General features: G+C 67.4%; 16 protein-coding genes and 1 tRNA gene. 6 read left to right on the plus strand and 11 right to left on the minus strand.

Going from position 1 to position 16,240, the window contains the following annotated elements; translation table 11 throughout:
- Window positions 1-6: 6 nt before the first annotated feature.
- Entirely contained in the window at window positions 7-528 is a 522-nt protein-coding gene (locus C3481_RS11660) for a tetratricopeptide repeat protein (protein WP_103842420.1), read from the plus strand.
- A gap of 37 nt (window positions 529-565) precedes the next feature.
- On the opposite strand, the gene C3481_RS11665 is transcribed toward C3481_RS11660, so the two are convergent.
- The 5 genes from C3481_RS11665 to C3481_RS11685 all read right to left on the minus strand — a co-directional run bounded on the left by C3481_RS11665 (window position 566) and on the right by C3481_RS11685 (window position 5,167).
- On the minus strand, window positions 566-1,309 hold the full coding sequence (locus C3481_RS11665; protein WP_103842422.1) for an SDR family oxidoreductase: 744 nt from the start codon (window positions 1,307-1,309) through the stop codon (window positions 566-568).
- Between the two features lie 210 nt (window positions 1,310-1,519).
- Window positions 1,520-2,209 carry a response regulator transcription factor gene (locus C3481_RS11670; protein WP_103842424.1) on the minus strand — a complete coding sequence of 230 codons (690 nt, stop codon included), beginning with the start codon at window positions 2,207-2,209 and terminating at the stop codon, window positions 1,520-1,522.
- On the minus strand, window positions 2,206-3,402 hold the full coding sequence (locus tag C3481_RS11675; protein ID WP_146053644.1) for a sensor histidine kinase: 1,197 nt from the start codon (window positions 3,400-3,402) through the stop codon (window positions 2,206-2,208). The genes C3481_RS11670 and C3481_RS11675 overlap by 4 nt, the downstream gene beginning before the upstream one ends.
- On the minus strand, window positions 3,399-4,241 hold the full coding sequence (locus C3481_RS11680; protein WP_103842428.1) for an ABC transporter permease: 843 nt from the start codon (window positions 4,239-4,241) through the stop codon (window positions 3,399-3,401). The genes C3481_RS11675 and C3481_RS11680 overlap by 4 nt, the downstream gene beginning before the upstream one ends.
- Complete coding sequence (locus C3481_RS11685; RefSeq protein ID WP_103842430.1) at window positions 4,241-5,167, minus strand: ABC transporter ATP-binding protein; 927 nt, start codon at window positions 5,165-5,167, stop codon at window positions 4,241-4,243. The genes C3481_RS11680 and C3481_RS11685 overlap by 1 nt, the downstream gene beginning before the upstream one ends.
- 156 nt (window positions 5,168-5,323) lie before the next feature.
- On the opposite strand from C3481_RS11685, the gene C3481_RS11690 reads away from it, so the two are divergent.
- A complete protein-coding gene (locus C3481_RS11690; RefSeq protein ID WP_103842432.1) occupies window positions 5,324-5,803 on the plus strand; it encodes a DUF2087 domain-containing protein in 480 nt (159 codons plus the stop codon).
- 102 nt (window positions 5,804-5,905) lie between these two features.
- On the opposite strand, the gene C3481_RS11695 is transcribed toward C3481_RS11690, so the two are convergent.
- From C3481_RS11695 to C3481_RS11710, 4 genes are all read right to left on the minus strand, one after another.
- On the minus strand, window positions 5,906-6,457 hold the full coding sequence (locus C3481_RS11695; RefSeq protein ID WP_103842434.1) for a GNAT family N-acetyltransferase: 552 nt from the start codon (window positions 6,455-6,457) through the stop codon (window positions 5,906-5,908).
- Window positions 6,454-6,822 (minus strand): SdpI family protein, encoded by a 369-nt coding sequence (locus C3481_RS11700; RefSeq protein WP_103842436.1) that lies wholly within the window; start codon window positions 6,820-6,822, stop codon window positions 6,454-6,456. Before C3481_RS11700 ends, C3481_RS11695 begins: the two co-directional genes overlap by 4 nt.
- Before the next feature lie 110 nt (window positions 6,823-6,932).
- Entirely contained in the window at window positions 6,933-7,214 is a 282-nt protein-coding gene (locus C3481_RS11705; protein ID WP_023954731.1) for an iron-sulfur cluster assembly accessory protein, read from the minus strand.
- A gap of 117 nt (window positions 7,215-7,331) precedes the next feature.
- Window positions 7,332-7,970: a hypothetical protein gene (locus C3481_RS11710; RefSeq protein WP_146053646.1), complete on the minus strand. Its 639-nt coding sequence runs from the start codon at window positions 7,968-7,970 to the stop codon at window positions 7,332-7,334.
- 85 nt (window positions 7,971-8,055) lie between these two features.
- Here C3481_RS11710 and C3481_RS11715 point away from each other — a divergent pair.
- The 4 genes from C3481_RS11715 to C3481_RS11730 all read left to right on the plus strand — a co-directional run bounded on the left by C3481_RS11715 (window position 8,056) and on the right by C3481_RS11730 (window position 13,781).
- Window positions 8,056-8,127: transfer RNA gene (locus C3481_RS11715), tRNA-Arg, on the plus strand.
- A 952-nt stretch (window positions 8,128-9,079) separates the two neighbouring features.
- Entirely contained in the window at window positions 9,080-9,706 is a 627-nt protein-coding gene (locus C3481_RS11720; protein WP_219817666.1) for a hypothetical protein, read from the plus strand.
- Window positions 9,703-11,238, plus strand: coding sequence for an Eco57I restriction-modification methylase domain-containing protein (locus C3481_RS11725; RefSeq protein WP_103842442.1), 1,536 nt, complete (start codon window positions 9,703-9,705; stop codon window positions 11,236-11,238). The genes C3481_RS11720 and C3481_RS11725 overlap by 4 nt, the downstream gene beginning before the upstream one ends.
- Window positions 11,235-13,781, plus strand: a complete 2,547-nt coding sequence (locus C3481_RS11730) for a DEAD/DEAH box helicase family protein (RefSeq protein WP_103842445.1) — start codon at window positions 11,235-11,237, stop codon at window positions 13,779-13,781. Before C3481_RS11725 ends, C3481_RS11730 begins: the two co-directional genes overlap by 4 nt.
- A 522-nt stretch (window positions 13,782-14,303) precedes the next feature.
- Here C3481_RS11730 and C3481_RS11735 read toward each other — a convergent pair.
- Together C3481_RS11735 and C3481_RS11740 are read right to left on the minus strand one after the other, a co-directional pair.
- Window positions 14,304-14,930: a response regulator transcription factor gene (locus C3481_RS11735; RefSeq protein WP_308457283.1), complete on the minus strand. Its 627-nt coding sequence runs from the start codon at window positions 14,928-14,930 to the stop codon at window positions 14,304-14,306.
- Entirely contained in the window at window positions 14,927-16,138 is a 1,212-nt protein-coding gene (locus tag C3481_RS11740) for a sensor histidine kinase (RefSeq protein WP_103842449.1), read from the minus strand. Before C3481_RS11740 ends, C3481_RS11735 begins: the two co-directional genes overlap by 4 nt.
- Window positions 16,139-16,240 lie beyond the last annotated feature (102 nt).

The raw sequence follows: 16,240 nt of genomic DNA on the forward strand, positions 1-16,240 counted from the left end.
GCGAGGATGGCGGATGTGGACGACCACTACGCCGAACTCGATCGGATCTTCGCCGCACGCGATCGCGACGACATGGCCCCGACCATCGCCGCTCTTCTGCCGCTGTACGAGCGGCATCCCGACGACGCGCGTGTCGTGTACGAGCTTGCCGGCGCCTACGACACCGCCGGTGACGAGGCGGCTGCCTGCGCGCTGTACGAGCGCGCGCTCGGGGCCGGGCTCAGCGGAGACACCCGGCGCCGCTGCCTGCTGCAGTACGGCAGCACGCTGCGCAACCTCGACCGTCTCGACGAATCGCTCGCGGTGTTCGCTCAGGCGCGGCGGGAGTACCCCGAGTCGGTGTCTCTCGGCGCGTTCGAGGCTCTCACGCTTCACGCAGCCGGCCGGGCCGATCAGGCGCTCGCTGGACTGCTCGACCTCCTCGCCGATGCCGTCGACTCGGATGAGCTCGACCGCTACAAGCCCGCGCTGCGCGGCAACGCCGCCTACCTGCGGTCGCTCGCGGCGAACGCTGACTCCGCGGCGTGACGGGGCCACGCGGTGAGCCGGCGCCGCGGCCGGCAACTCAGCTCTGCGCCGCGAGCCACTCCGCGAACGTGACGGTGCCGCGTTCGGCGTTCGCGTGCCCGCGCAGGCGCCCCGACGACATCGCGCGACCGAACGATCCCGGCAGGCGCATCTCGATCGTGGTCCGGCGGATGCCGCGGGCATTGAGCAGCGCTCGCACCATGTCGATGAGCAGCTCGTCGCGCGGCCCGGTCAGATCGCGCGCCCGGCCGACCGGCTCGCCCTCCGCGAGCGTGACGAGGTGCTCGGCGACCTCGCGTGCAGCGATCGGGCGTACCCGGGCGGCCGGCACGACGGTGATCGGGCCCATCTTTCCGCGGACGAGCGTCTGCTCGGCGAACTCGTGGAACTGCGCAGCGCGGAGCAGCGTGTGGGGGAGCGCCCCGCGCTGCACGGCCCGTTCGTGCGCCAGCTTCCCGCCGTAGTAGGCGGCATCCACCCCGTCGATGCCGACGATCGAGAGCGCGACGAGGTGCCCGACTCCGGCGGCCGTTCCCGCCTGTTGCAGGTTGGCTGACACGCTCTCGAAGAACCGCCGCGAGCGATGCCGCGAGAGCGTCTGGATGCCGCTGACGTCGACGATCGTGTCGACACCGTCCAGCACCGAGGGTGGGAGCGAGGCATGCTCGAGGTCATGACCGTTGCTGCGCGCGAGCGCGACGACGTCATGTCCGCGTTCGGTGGCGACGCTGTGGACGAGCTTGCCGACGGTGCCGGTGCTGCCGGCGATCGCGATCCTCACGAGGTCAGTATGCCGGGGCTGGGGGTCGCGGGCGAGAATCGACGGATGGTTCTCGCGTTCCTGACGCCCCCGCCCACACCCAGATAGCGCATTCGGCGAGGCGGTTCACCTGGCAGCTGTGGCCCCCATCCCCGACCCGAGGGGGCGCAAGGTGCCAAGCGAAGCGCTGACCCGGGCGAGCCACACCGCCGTGCCGTGCCGCAAACAGGCTCAGCGCTCGACGCTGACCACTCCGAGCTCGTAGGCGAGGATCACAGCCTGTACACGGTTCGCGAGGTCGAGCTTCACGAGGATGCGGCCGAAGTGCGCCTTCACGGTCGATTCGCTCAGGTGCAGCGCCGCCGCGATCTCCGCGTTGGTCAAGCCCTGTCCGACGTGACGGAACACGTCGCGCTCGCGCGGCGACAGCGCCGAGAGCGCATCCGGGGATGCCGGTCGGCCGGTACCCGAGAGATGCGGCATCGCGGCATCGATGAGCTTCGCGGTGATCCGAGGTGACACCACGGCGTCACCCGCCGTCACGGCCCGCACCGCGGCGACGAGCTCGTCGGGGCGGGTGTTCTTCAGCAGGAAGCCGGCCGCGCCCGCCCGCAGCGCACCGAACGCGAACTCGTCGAGGTCGTACGTCGTCAGGACAATGATCCGCGTTTCGGGCAGAGCCGCGGTCAGCCGGCGGGTGGCCTCGATGCCGTCGAGTCCCGGCATCCGCACGTCCATCAGCACGACGTCGGGGCGCAGCCGCTGCGCGGCCTGCACGGCTTCCGCGCCATCGGATGCCTCACCCACCACGACCAGGTCGGGCTGAGCCTCGAGCACGAGCCGCAAGCCGTACCGGATGAGCTCCTGATCGTCGACGAGCAGCACCGCCGTACGGGCCTCGGGCGCGCCGGGCTGGGTCATCGTTCCTCCGTCGAGAGGCGGACGAGAACCCGCCAGCCGCCGCCGGCGACCGGTCCAGCCTCCACCGAGCCATCGTAGAAGGCGGCCCGTTCCCGGATGCCGACGAGCCCGCGCCCCGGAGAGGTGGGCGTGGCTGCCGGCGCCGACACGTCCTTCACCAGGATCGTCACCTCGGAGCGCTCGAACACCAGCCGCACGAGCACGTCGCGCACGTCACGTCCGTGCCGCAGGACGTTCGTCAGCGCCTCCTGCACGATGCGGTAGATCGTCAGGCTCACCGCAGCGCCTTCGGTCACGGTTCCGGTCTGCTCCAGGCGCACGGGGATGCCGGCCGCTCGGAACTCCTCGACGAGCGCCGGGATCCGCTCCACCCGGGGCGCCTCCGTCGTCAGCGGCGCATCGCGCTCGTCGCGCACCGCGGTCAGCAGTCGTCGCACCTCGCCGAGCGTCCGCCGCCCGGTCTCGCTCACCCGACCGATGGCGCGGTGCGCCTCGTCGGGACGCTGATCGACCGAGGCCTGCGCGCCGTCGGCGAGCGCGACCATCACCGCGAGGCTGTGCGCGATGACGTCGTGCATCTCGCGGGCGATGCGTTCGCGCTCGGCCGCGGCGGCGATGCTCGCCTCCTGATCGCGCTCGCGCCGCAGGTGCTCCGCCCGCTCAGCGAGCGCTGCGGCCTGCCGCCGGCCGTGCCCAGCGTTGATGCCGAGCAGGGTTGCAATGAGGCTGGCGGCGATCACCACGACGGCGATGCTCGCCCAGTCGGTCGCCCAGGCCGCGGCATCCTCGCGTGGTGCCAGGCCCAGCAGTGGCGGACCGACGCGCACCCGCACGGCGAGCGCGAGCGACGCCACGAGTGCTCCCGCGGTCGCCCACCCGAACCAGAGCCACGCGCGGCGTGCCTCGTCGAGGCCGGCGCGATAGAGCGCGATCACGACGAGGAGGGCCTCGGCCCCCGTGCCGACCGCGAACGAGACGAGCATCAGGGCGACGGCGGCTCCGAAACCGATCGCCGGATGCCGCCGTGAGGCCACGGCATCCGCCACCCCGGCAAGCGTCAGCAGCAGCATCGGCCACAGGGGAGTGGCGATCGTCGATTCGACGGACAGATACCCGAGGAACACCGCGACGACCAGGTAGGAGACGAGGATGACGGCATCCGCCACGTTGCGTCGCCGCTGGGACGGGCTCACGCGTCCCTCGTCCGCAGCGCGATCGCGCCGACCACGAGCGCCGCCGCGGCCCAGACCGCGGCGATCAGCCAGCCGGCTCCGACGCTCACGTGTCCGCTCCAAAGGTCGAGGAACGGTCCTCCCTCGATTCCGACCCGGCCCATGGCGTCACCGGCGCCTCCGAGCAGACCGAGACGGATGACGCGCGAGAGGAGTCCGAACGGCAGCACCGAGCTCAGCACGGGCAGCAGCAGGGTCGCTGCGAAGACGATGATCGATCCCGCCGTGGTCGAGCGGACGAGGGCCGTCGCGCCGAGTCCGAACACCGCGCAGAGGCCGAGGTACACAGCCGAGCCCACGAGGGCGAGCATCACGCCCGGTGCGGTGAGGGGAGCCCCCAGACCGAAGCCGTCGTAGATCGGGTTCGTGACCGCCCATGCCCCGAACACCGCGGCGAGGGCCACGGCGGTGACGGTCGTGAAGGTGACGAGCGTCTTGGCCGCCAGCATCCGCATCCGATGGGGCACCGCCACGAGCGTCGTCTGCATGGCGCCGGAAGAGTATTCGGCGCCGATCGTCATGACGCCGAAGATACCGGCGATGATCTGCCCGAGCACGACCGTCGGCACCGTGACGTCGGCCATCGTGCGCTCGATGGATGGAACCGAGGGCACGCCGGATGATTCGAGGGTCAGACCCAGGAACAGGCTGCCGCCGATTCCGACCGCGAGGATGCTGACGAGCGCGAGAACGGATGACGGCAGGCTCAGGACCTTGATCCACTCGGAGTGCACGATGGCGGTGAAGGGCGGGCGCTGCGTGCGGGCGTCGAGGCGGTGGGGCTTGGTGGTGAGGGCCATCAGTTGTCCTTATCGCTCTGGCTCGGTGCCGACAGGTATTCGGTGGCCTGCGCGGTGAGCGCGAGGTAGGCGTCTTCGAGCGATCCCGATACCGACGTCACCTCGTAGAGCACGACTCCCGCGGCTCCGGCGATGCGCGCGACCTCTTCTGCCGTCAGGTCGGTGATGTCGAGTGCGCTGTCTTCGCGCGTGATGACTGTCACTCCCGGGCGTGCGACCGCCGCCACGAGCCGCTCGGTGTCGTGCGTGCGCACCCGGACGACCGGCTGCGTCGCTCCCGCGATGACGTCGCGCATCGGCCCGTCGGCGATGATCGCGCCGCGGCCGATGACGATCAGGTGGTCGGCGGTCTGCGCCATCTCGCTCATGACGTGTGAGGAGAGCAGCACCGTGCGACCCTCGGCGGCGAGCTCGCGCAGCAGGCGACGGATCCACAGGATGCCGTCGGGGTCGAGCCCGTTGATGGGCTCGTCGAGGATGATCGTCTGCGGGTCGCCGAGCAGCGCTGCGGCGATTCCCAGCCGCTGGCCCATGCCGAGCGAGAAGCCGCCGACGCGCTTGTTCGCCACGGCGTCGATGCCGGTGCGCTCCATGACCTCGCGCACGCGTGGGGCGCGAATTCGGTGGGTCGCCGCGATCGCGAGGAGGTGCTTGTAGGCGGTGCGGCGCTTGTGCGCGGCGCGCGCGTCGAGCAGCACCCCGACCTCGCGCAGCGGCGCGGGCAGGTCGCGGTACGCGCGACCGTTGACCTCGGCCGTGCCGGACGTCGGCTTGTCGAGCCCCACGATCATGCGCATGGTGGTCGACTTGCCGGCGCCGTTCGGGCCGAGGAACCCCGTCACCCGGCCCGGCTCGACGGCGAAGTCGAGGCCGTCGACCGCGACCTTCTGCCCGTACCGTTTCGATAGCGATTCAACGCGAATCATGTGTCACCTTTCGTCCCCATCGACGCTACGAAGGGGCACGAAATGCCACATCGGACTGCGGTTCGGACTTGTCCGGCGCACCAGTACCTGGGTCTACATGGGCGCGAGGTTCGCCGTCTTCTTGCTGCGCGCGCGTGGCTCGGTGAGGATCGAGAGATGTCCGACTCGTCGCTGCGTCCGGTCCGCTCTCTCGTCATGATGCTCCGGAGCCCGCGGCTGCGGGTCGCCTTCGCCGACCTGATCGGGCCGGCGCCGTCGGCATCCGTCGATGGCGAGTCGGAGGCGTTCGTCCGGAGCGGCATCGCCGAACGGACGGATGACGGCGCGCGCCTGAGCGATAGCTTCCTGGATGACGCACTCGCCGCGCTCGACGCTCAGCTCGGCGCGCTCGCCGTTCTGCAGGGGTTGCGGATCTCAGCTGGCGACCTCGCGCTGGATGAGCTCGACCCCGCCGTGGCGGCGGTGGCCCGCCGGGTCGTCAGCGCGGGCGAACGGGTGAGCGAGCCTGCGCTCAACGAGCGGCTGAGCATGTTCGTGACGGACGTTGCGTTCTTCCGCCGCCACGCCGTCGACTCCGGGGTGCTCGAGCGCACGGCCGACGGTGCGCTGTACTGGCTCGCCGATCGCGGCGAGTGACGGCGGGTGTCGGCGCGATTCACCTGTCACCTGTTGCCCCTAACGACACCGGGAGTGGGCGCGAGGTGCCAGGTGAGCAGCTCCGCAGGCTGAGGCGAAGACTCAGTCCGCGAGGATCTTCTGGAACAGCCGGTGGTCCTGCCAGCGGCCGGCGATGAGCAGGTATTCGGGCGCGAGTCCGAACTCGACGAAGCCGCACTTTTTCAAGACGGTCTGCGAGGCGACGTTGTCGACGAGCGTGCCGGCCTGGATGCGGTGCAGCTGGAGTTCATTCGTCGCGAGACGTGAGATCTCGTTGACCGCAGCGGTCATGAGGCCGCGGCCCGCGTAGCGCTGGTCGATCCAGTAGCCGAGGGTGCCGCTCTGGAAGGCTCCGCGGGTGATGCCCGAGAGCGTCACTCGTCCGACGATTCGCGAGCCGTGGGCAAGCACGAGGGGGAGCGCCGCACCGGCCTCGCGGCTCGCGATGAGGGCGGCGATCTCGGTGCGCTGACCTGCCTCGGTGGTGAAATCCGCCGGGCGGAGGGGCTCGAAAGGCGCGAGGTGCTCGGAGTTCACGCGGTAGGCCTCGGCGAGTGCCGCGGCATCCTCCGTGCGGAGCGACCGCAAGACGACATCGTCGTACAGGTCGATCTCGACGGGGGATGTTGTCATCGTGCTGCCTCGGTTGCCGCCAGCGCCGCTTTGGTGCCGACTCGGGTTCCCCACATCATCACGATGACCATGAGCGCGGCGCCCACGAGCACCATGATCCCGAGCGCTGCCGGCGGCATCGGTATGAGAGATACCACGCCGATCGCGACCGCCAGGTAGCCGGTGAGCAGAGTCGCACCTTTCGAACGCTCGTGCGCGGCGAGCCAGGCTTCGTCGCTGGCCATGGTGCTGGGTGTGCGGATGCCGGCGAGCGAGTTCCGCTTCAGCTTTCCGGATGCCGCAGCCCGCGCCATCCAGATCAGCAGAGCACCCGAGCCGGCCATCGTGACGAAAAGGACGATGCGGGGGATGATCTCAGCTTCCATCCCTTCGACCCTATCGAGGGGCCTTTCAGCGTGCGGGGCCCGAACAGACGAGAGCCCCGACCTCCGCGCTGAGGATGCGGATGCCGGGGCTCTCGAAGTCTGTCGGGGTATCAGCCCCGGACGCCGAGCGCGAAACTGATCGCGCCCTCACCGTCGACCTGCGCGTCGAGCACGCGGTCATCCAGCGCGAGGGCTGCCGCCGGGTCGACGAAGATGCGAGCACCGTCGGCTTCGACGACGGCATCCTCGCTATGCGGGGCCTCGGCGAGGGAGAGGGCGAAGCCCGTCTCGGGAGAGCCGGAGTCGCTGATACGGATACCGCCGGTCTCGGCGGGGATCTGGGCGGTGAGGTTCTTCACCGCGGTGGCGGCGTTCTCGGTGAGCGTGAGCATGAAGCTCTCCTTCCGTGGATTGCTGCGGAGCCCGCCACGATTCCGAGAATCCGAGCCGAACGCAAACGTGAGCGCCGACTCCCAGGGGATTCTGAAGGTCGGCGGACGGCTACCGCGTCAGAGGGTTCTGGCGAGAACGAAGCTCACGATCAGCCCGAGCAGCAGGCAGCAGACCCACGCGGTCGCCGCCGAGACGTACCAGTTCTGGCGGAGCTCGAGGCCCAGGCGATCCGGGTGATCGCGCGGGGTGCGGCGCAGGCTCCGCTGCGTGATCAGCATCGGCGGAACCATCAGTGCGAAGCACAGCAGCAGACCGATCAACTGCAGGAGCGCGCCCGATGAGCGACCGCCGGGTGCGATGATCTGCCACGCCTCGGCCAGCGCAAGGGTGATGTTTCGCGGCCCGCACAGCGCGACGAGACCCGCGGCGCCGACGACCATGACGAGGATGCGGAGAACGCGGTCCGGTGTCGTCACGGAGGCTTTCGGTGGCGTGGCGCCGTGGTGTTGATGAGCCCAGAACTCGCGGTGCGCTCGCCGTCCTGCGAGCGGCCACACCGCGACGGCGATGAGCCCCGCGAGCACCCAGCCGAGCCACTCGTCGCCTTGCATCGGGATGCCGAGGGCGTCGAACGCGACGAGTCCGCCGATCCACGTGGCCATCGCGGTGAAGAAAAGGACGAACGCGGCGATGATCCCGAGTGCCGTCCGCAGCGGCCTGCGCGCTGGCGCGGCGGCTGGGGCATCTCGGGTCACGTTGGTCAGCTTAGGGCGGGGGCGCGCTGGGGTTGAGGAGAGGCGGGATGCCGCGGCCCGCGGCCGTCTAGACTTGGGGTGCCTAGCCTCTGTAGCTCAGTGGAAGAGCCACTCCGTCCTAAGGAGCGGGTCGGGGGTTCGAATCCCTCCAGGGGCACGTTTGTCGAGGTCGTGACGGCGTCCGCGTCGGCTTCACTGCTCCACCGTGAGTGCGACGGCTTCCCCGAACTGGGAGGCCGACGTCAGCTGAGACCGAGCTCAAGTGCCGTGTCACTCATTACAGGACGGGGTGCCACCCGCGGCGTCGGCAGCGGTGACTCGGGGCCGCCCCAAGCGTAAACTCATGCCGCTCCGCGAAAGCCGGGACAGAGATCGGCGATCCGTTGCGAGCTAGAAGCGGCTGGATGGCTCGGCTGTTGCTGATCCTAACGATCAAGGAGATCGGACTTCGCGTTCCGGCGCTCCCTTCGGAGCCGACAGAAGCCCGCCTGCGACGTTGAGGTACGCGTTGACGTGGCGCCTGTTGCATACGGATGATCCCCCGCTCGTGTCCTTGGCTCGGAGCACCCACGCGCATAGCTCAAGGAGGCAATGAAACGTCCGCCCCGGCCCCGTCCTGGCTCGCGCACTCCCTAGTGCAGCTACCTGCAGACGTCCACGCCCCTGCCAAGCCTCGGCCGTCTTTCGCGGCGTGCTGGCTTTGCGCCACGCCGTCTCGATGACTCAGCCACGGTGAGCATAAGCCCTCGTTCACCGGTCCGCTCCCGACTGTCGAGGCGGGTCTCGTGATGCATGAGAGACAGAGTGCTCTACGGACGGTTGGGCTGTCGACGCGGAGCTTCGCACAGAGGCCGATGCGCGAGGAGGGATGCGCGCAGCGTGCTTATGCCCTCCTCAGCTGACCAGTCGCAGGATGGAACTGGAGAGCGCTCGCGCGGGCGGGTGCTTGCGGCGGCAAGATCCTCCTCAACCGCAGGGCATCCTACGTATGTCCCCGGCGCGCCATAAGGTGAGTAAGTGGCGGTGAGGTGCGAACTCGGCGCTTCATGATCCACCAGTGAGGAGCCTCGATGGCGACGCCCATACCGGATAATCAACCTCTCCAGCACGTGCATTTCAAGTCCCGTCAGCGCGTACGCGAGCTGGCTGAGGTCTACACGCACAAGCGCGAGGTGGACGCGATGCTCGGGCTGGTCGATGACATGTTTCCCAGCGACGCGTACCCCGAGAACACCGACCGAAAGTTCCTCGAGCCGGCCTGCGGCTCGGGCAACTTCCTCGAGGAGATTCTCGTCCGCAAGCTGAGGCACGTCACTGTCGCTCGGTACGGGGCCGGCGCGCGCTTCGAACACCGCACGCTTCGCGCGCTCGCTTCCATCTACGCCATCGACATCGACCCGCAGAACGTCGACGAGTCGAAGGACCGCCTCCGCGCCGTCATCAACTCGCACCTTGACATGGAGCTCAACACGAAGGCCGCAACCGCGGGCTTCGCCGACGCGGTCGAGGCAATCCTCGAGACCAACATCATCCGCGCCGACAGCCTCGCTGACGCCCATTCCATCAGGTTCGTCGACTATCAGCCCTCACGCGGACACACATTCGTCCGACATTGGTCACCGATGGTGGAACAACCCGGAATGCTCGGAGTCTTCGACATTGAGCAGGACGCCGTTCCCGTTCACTACTCGCGACTACCGCTCCATCCCACGCCGACGGTCGGAGGAAACCGATGAGCATGACCCTTCAAGGTGCGAGGCGGCACGTCCCCGACATCCTGGACTCGCTCGCCCAACTGTCGAACGACGAAGTACCGACTCCACCGAAGCTGGCCAACGCGATGCTCGACTTGCTCCCCACCACGGTGTGGTCCAGCCCGAACTACCGCTGGCTCGACCCCGGAGTGAAGTCCGGCATCTTTCTGCGGGAAGCTGCCCGGCGCCTGCTGAATGGTCTCGCGGAGTGGGAACCTGACTTCGAACGCCGCCGTGATCACATCTTCAGAAACATGCTGTTCGGCTCTGCCATTACCGAACTCACCGGCGCCATCGGACGCCGCAGCCTGTACTACTCGCGCGACGCCTCGAGCGAGAACTCGGTTGTCTCGTTCAACGAGGCTGCGGGAAACATCCCCTTCGTCTACGCCGAGCACACTTTCGATCGCCGGGGACGTTGCACGCAGTGCGGTTCGCCCGACGACATCGAGCGCGGAAGCGCTCTGGAGAATCACGCCTACGCGTTCATCCACGGCGCCTACCCCACTGAGGAGCATCAGGACATGAAGTTCGACGTCATCGTCGGCAACCCGCCTTTCCAGCTGGAGGACGGCGGCCACGGCGCGAGCGCGGCACCCATCTACCAGCACTTCGTCGAGAAGGCCATCGAGCTGGAACCCCGGTACGTCGTCATGATCACCCCTTCGCGATGGTTCGCCGGCGGCAAGGGACTCGATAAGTATCGTGCTCGGATGCTCAGCGACCGTCGGATGAAGACGCTCGTTGACTACCCGAAGCTCTACGACGCCTTCCCCGGCGTGAAAATTCGCGGCGGCGTCTCGTACTTCCTTTGGCAGCGCGACTACTCGGGACCGTGCACGGTCCAGACGATGTGGGACGGCAAGCCTGTAGGCGAGCCGGCCGCACGGTACCTCGACGAGTTCGACGTGCTCGTCCGGCGCAACGAGGCCGTGAGCATCCTCGAGAAGGTCAGCGCCCAGCAGGAACCCACCCTCGACGCTCGCGTCTCCAGCCGTAAGCCTTTCGGGTTCCCGACCAACCATCACGGCGTCGCCAAGAAGGACAAGCTTCAGAACCCCGTGAAGTTCTACGGCTCGCAGAAGGTCACCTGGATTGAGCGGTCCACGATTCAGCAAAACGACGCATGGGTCGACGACTGGAAGGTTCTGATGACCCGCGTACAGGGCACCAGCGCTGCCGTCGAGACCATGTTCCTCGGCAAGCCCATCGTGGCCGGCCCGGGCACCGCATGCAGCGAGACCTACCTTGTTGCTGGCCGTTTCTATGCGAGCTCCGATGCCGAGTGGTACGCCGCATACCTCCGAACACGATTCGTTCGTTTCCTGGTCTCGCTTCGCAAAGGCACGCAGGACGCAGCGAAGGATGTATATGCCTTCGTTCCCGACCTGCCGCTTGACCGCGCGTGGACGGATGAGGCTCTCTATGCGCGATACGGCCTAACTGACGACGAGATCGCGTTCATCGAGTCGCAGGTCCGTGAGATGCCGGCCAATGCCGAGGTGTCTGAGTGAGCCTCGTCGTCGCCAGTGTCGAGGAGACCGTCGGCAGCGGCGCCCAAGCGCGACGTGTCTACGCGTACACCGTCCCGGGACGTAAGGACCAGGCGTGGCAGCGAGACACTGAGGTCGGTGTCGTATACGGGGTGGGCGTCATCAAGGTCGGCGAGACCACGAAGCCGACCGCGCGGCAGCGCATCCTCCAGCAGCTAAACACCGCTTACCCCGGCTTGACCGGCGTGGACATCCTTCTCGACGACTCTGCGGTGCGTGCAGACGGTTCGCCCTTCCGTGACTACGATGTTCACCGCGCGCTCGCCGCAGCGGGCATCCGTCGCGTCGGCGGCGAGTGGTTTGAAGCGACGCTTGATGAGGTCAAAGCGGCCATTGGGGTCGTCCGCGCGGGGCGACGTTTCGACCCGACCCGGACGCTCGATTTCGGCATGCGGCCAGAGCAGGAGGAAGCGGTCGCCGAGACCGCTTCGTACTTCCTCGAGCATCGTGACGATTCGCGGCCTTCGCACTTCTTGTGGAACGCGAAGATGCGCTTCGGCAAGACCTTCGCCACCTACCAGCTCGCACGCGAGATGGAGTGGTCAAAGGTCCTTGTCCTCACGTACAAGCCCGCGGTTCACAGCGCCTGGAAGGACGACCTGCTCGGACACGTGGACTTCGAGGGCTGGAAGTTCGTCGACGCGACCGTCCCCGCACACGAGGCTGCCGCCATCGCCGACGGTACGGACCCGTTCGTCTGGTTCGCATCTTTCCAAGACCTCAACGGCCGCGTCGAGGGCGCCGTGAAGGAACGCAACGAGCCCATCCACGTTCTGGACTGGGACGTCATCGTCATCGACGAGTACCACTTCGGTGCGTGGCGCGAGAGTGCACGCGAGCTCTACGACCCGGCCGACAGGAAGCTGGCTGAGGCGGAGGAGCCCGAGGAGCAGGTCACCGAGGCCGACCTCGGGCTGAACTCGTGTCACTACCTCTACCTGTCCGGCACGCCGTTCCGGGCCATCACGAACGGCGAGTTCAGCGAGACCCAGGTCTACAACTGGACCTACATCGACGAGCAGCGCAACAAGGAGCAGTGGCCCGTCGACCGTGGCGAGAATCCGTACATTGACCTGCCTCGGATGGAGATGTACACCTACCGGATGTCGCAGACGGCTGAAGAGTTCGCCGACGACGGCGAGTACAACAGCTTCTCGCTGAACGAGTACTTCCGCGCCCGCAGGGTCGAAGGCGGTGGCCGGAACGACTACGAGTTCGCTGAGCCCACGCAGGTGGCGCAGTTCCTAGACATGCTCCGAGGCAAGCTCGCCTCCCAGATGAAGGCCGAGCTGCTGGGTGCGAAGCCCCCGTTCCCGTACGAGGACCAGCGGTTCAGCGGCGCGGTAGGGCACAGTGTCTGGTACATGAACGACGTCGCCTCGTGCTTTGCGATGAAGGCCATGCTCGAGGCGCATCCGTTCTACTCAGGCTTCGTCATCCACGTCGCCGCCGGCGGACGCGCCGGACAGGGTGCCGCAGCCAAGCCGCCGGTGGATGAGGTCATCCACCAGGCCGAGAGCGAAGGCAAGTCCGGCTCCATCACACTCTCGTGCGGCAAGCTCATGACCGGCGTGACCATCAAGCAGTGGGCGAGCATCTTCATGCTTCGCTCGCTAAAGTCTCCGGAGTCCTACTTCCAGGCAGCCTTCCGCGTCCAGTCGCCGTGGTCGGACAAGCCCGTCGACCAGCCGCGCGTCGTGCATAAAGACACTTGCTATGTGTTCGAGTTCGATCCGAACAGGGCGTTGTCGCTGCTGGCCGAGTACGGCACGCGGCTCGCGACAGGGGAGAAGCAGACCACGGCGGAGGCGTTGGGCGAGCTCATCAACTACCTGCCCATCTTCGCCTTCGATGGCGGGCGCATGCACGAGCTCGATGCGACCGACGTGCTCAACTGGGCCACCGCCGGCATCGGGGCCTCGGCGCTAGCAAGCCGGTGGAACTCGCCCCTGCTGGTCGACATCAACGAGTCCACACTCACGCGCCTCCTCGACAACGCTGACCTGCTCGCGTCGCTCGAGAAGATTGAGGACTTCCGGAACCTCTCCACGGATGTCCAGAAAGTCATCACCTCCACCCAGAAGCTGAAGGCGGCCAAGCGCGCGAAGCCTGAGGGGCTCGACGAGGGTGAGAAGAAGGAGAAGAAGGAGACGGCCAAGCTGCGGACAGAGCTCCGCAAGAAGCTGCAGAAGTTCGTCGCCCGCGTGCCCGTCTTCATGTACCTCACTGACTTTCGCGAAGAGGCTCTGACGCACGTCATCCGCTCGCTCGACCCCGCGCTTTTTGAGCGCGTCACGGGCCTGACCATCGCGGACTTCGAGATGCTCGCGAAGATCGGCGTCTTCAACCCGAACTACATGGACGCCGCCATCTGGCAGTTTCGCCAGTTTGAGAACGCCAGCCTCCGCTACGCCAACGAGAGCGGTGTCGAGGCATTCACTTCGCGCAAGGTCGGTCTCTGGGACAAGAGCTCGGATGTCGATCACATAGCAATAACTGAATAGGCCGCCTGGTGTTAGCGCCAGAGAAGCCCGAGTATGCCGTTCGAGTCCTTCGAGTGTCCCGAGGCGGTTCCCGCGGAGTGCGCCGGAAGGAGTCATCGTTCGAGCGCGACCGGTGACCCGTGCACTTAACGACAACGCGTCGGATGATTTCACAGTGAACGACGGAGCGAGCTTCCGACCCAGAAAGCGGCATCTGGCGCCCGGAGCCGGAACCGGTGGCCGCTTGTGAAAGGATGGGCCACGTCATCGTGTTGGCGTCGGGCCGTCAATCGACGGCAGAGGCATGATTTCCGCCCCGGTGATGATCGGATCCTGCGCCAGTGGCGCCTCAGATTGCTTTTCCGCATGATCAGTGCACCGGACTAACCCGTTGGTCGCTGAGGATGCATTCTCCGGTAGTGCGCCCGGTCTATTTCGATGTCGGTCGGAAAGGGAGCCGCGTCTGGACGGGGTGTATGTGCACGCAGACGGTCCCCGCGGAAGCCAAGGGTGGTTCACCTCGCCTTTATGCGTCCGAGCCGCTCACCGCCCGCGCGCCAACTCCAACGCCAGCGACGTCCTGTCACTGTGTCCCAACTTCCTCAGCAGCGCCGAGACCGCGTTCTTCACGGTGCCGTGAGCCAGGTGCAGGCGCGCCGCGATCTCCGCGTTCGGTAGCCCGAGCGCGAGCAGGCCCGCGACGGCCTGCTCGGTCTGCGTCAGCTCGGGGGAGAGAGGGGGCGCGGCATTGCCGTCGCGGCTGAGAGCGACGCGCGCGACGCGCGGGTCGATGACCAAGCCGCTATTCACGACCTGCCTGATCGAGTCGAGCAGGCGGTCGGCTGAGACATCCTTCAGGAGGAACCCCGCGGCGCCCGCTTCGAGCAGCGATCGAACGAGTTCCGCGTCGTCGAACGTCGTAAGGGCGAGCACCGGCAGACCCGGATGATGCCGCGCGCACTCTCGGACGAGGCCCAATCCATCGAGGACCGGCATGCGCGCATCCGCGAGCACGATGTCGGGTCGGACGGTCGGGATGAGCGCGAGCGCTCGCGAACCGTCCTCCGCTTCGCCGACCACCTTGACGCCGCTGTCTGTCTCGAGGATCATTCGCAGGCCGCGACGAAGAAGCTCCTGATCATCGACAACGAGCACCCGGATCACGCTCACGCGACTCCCGCCGGCACGCTCACATCTTCCGGGTTACCCGCAGTCTCGCCGCCCGCCCGGACGGGCAGCAGCATCGAGAGTCGGAAACCCGACGCCCCTCCCTCAACCGCCAGCGAGCCACCAAGCTCCTCGGCCCGTGCACGCAGCGAGCGCAGGCCGAAGCCCGCAGCCGGCGGTGTCCCACCCTGGGACGCGACGCCATCGTCGTCGAGCGTCGCCTGAATCGACGTGGCGCCGACCTCGATGCGCAGGCTGGCGGTTGCGGCATCCGCGTGTCGGATGAAGTTCGTCAGACCTTCCTGAACGAAGCGGAGGAGGAGTAGTGCGTGCTCGCGTGGCAGAGAGCGCTCACCCTCGATCTCGACCGCGACAGTCAGTCCCGTGCCACGGAAGCTCTCGGCCAGCGTGCGGAACGCATCGAGGTCGCCGAGCTCGCCGAGTTCGATCGGATGCATCGCACGGACGAGTCGCCGCATCGCTTCCAGGCTCTCGCCGACGACCGCTCGGGCGTGAACGATCTCATCGCGCGCTGCAGCCGGATCGGCGACGCGACTGGCGTAGTCCAACGAGAGGCCGACCGCCGTGAGGCGATGGCCGAGGTCGTCGTGCAGTTCGCGGGCCGTGCGCTCCCGTTCCTGCGCGAGGACCAGATCGCGATCGGCGGCGTACCGTCGTTGCAACTCGGCATGCGCCGCGTCGAGCCGCGCAAGGGCATCCTGCAGATCGTCGTTCACACGCAGACTGTCTCGCAGCACGACCGCGACTGCCGCAGCGATCCCCGCGAGTACTGCCGTGCCGATGGCCTCCGCGAGCATGAACTCTGCCGGGCTTCCGCTGGCGAGATGCAGGGACAGGACGATGAGTACGAGCGTGGTCGCATAGCCCCACAGCACTCTCGTCGCGGAGAACGTGACGCCCAGCATCAGCAGAGCCGCCCAGATGATGCCGTAGTAGAGGGCGCCGTTGCCGAACGACATCACGACGACGGCGATGACCGCGAATAGGGCGGCCGCAACACGCGAACGCTGGCCCGACCTGCGCCAGATGACCCAGAGGGCAACGGAGACGACCGTCAGAACCGTGACCGTCACCGTGAGCCAGAGGGGACGGGAGTCGTAGGAGTACAGCACCATCAGAACCGGACCGGCCAAGCCCAAGCTCACGGCGATGTCGAGCAGACCGGTGCGGAGAGTCGGAATGCGCGCCATGGCATCAGCGTATGCAGGCGACCCGGGTCATGGCGGTGACCCGAGTCACGACTTTTTCCCGGCGAGAAGTGACTGCCGGAATGAGCAGCACTGACCCGAGAA

Source organism: Microbacterium sp. Ru50, from assembly GCF_002920555.1.
In the GTDB taxonomy this organism is placed as follows: Bacteria; Actinomycetota; Actinomycetes; order Actinomycetales; family Microbacteriaceae; genus Microbacterium; species Microbacterium arborescens.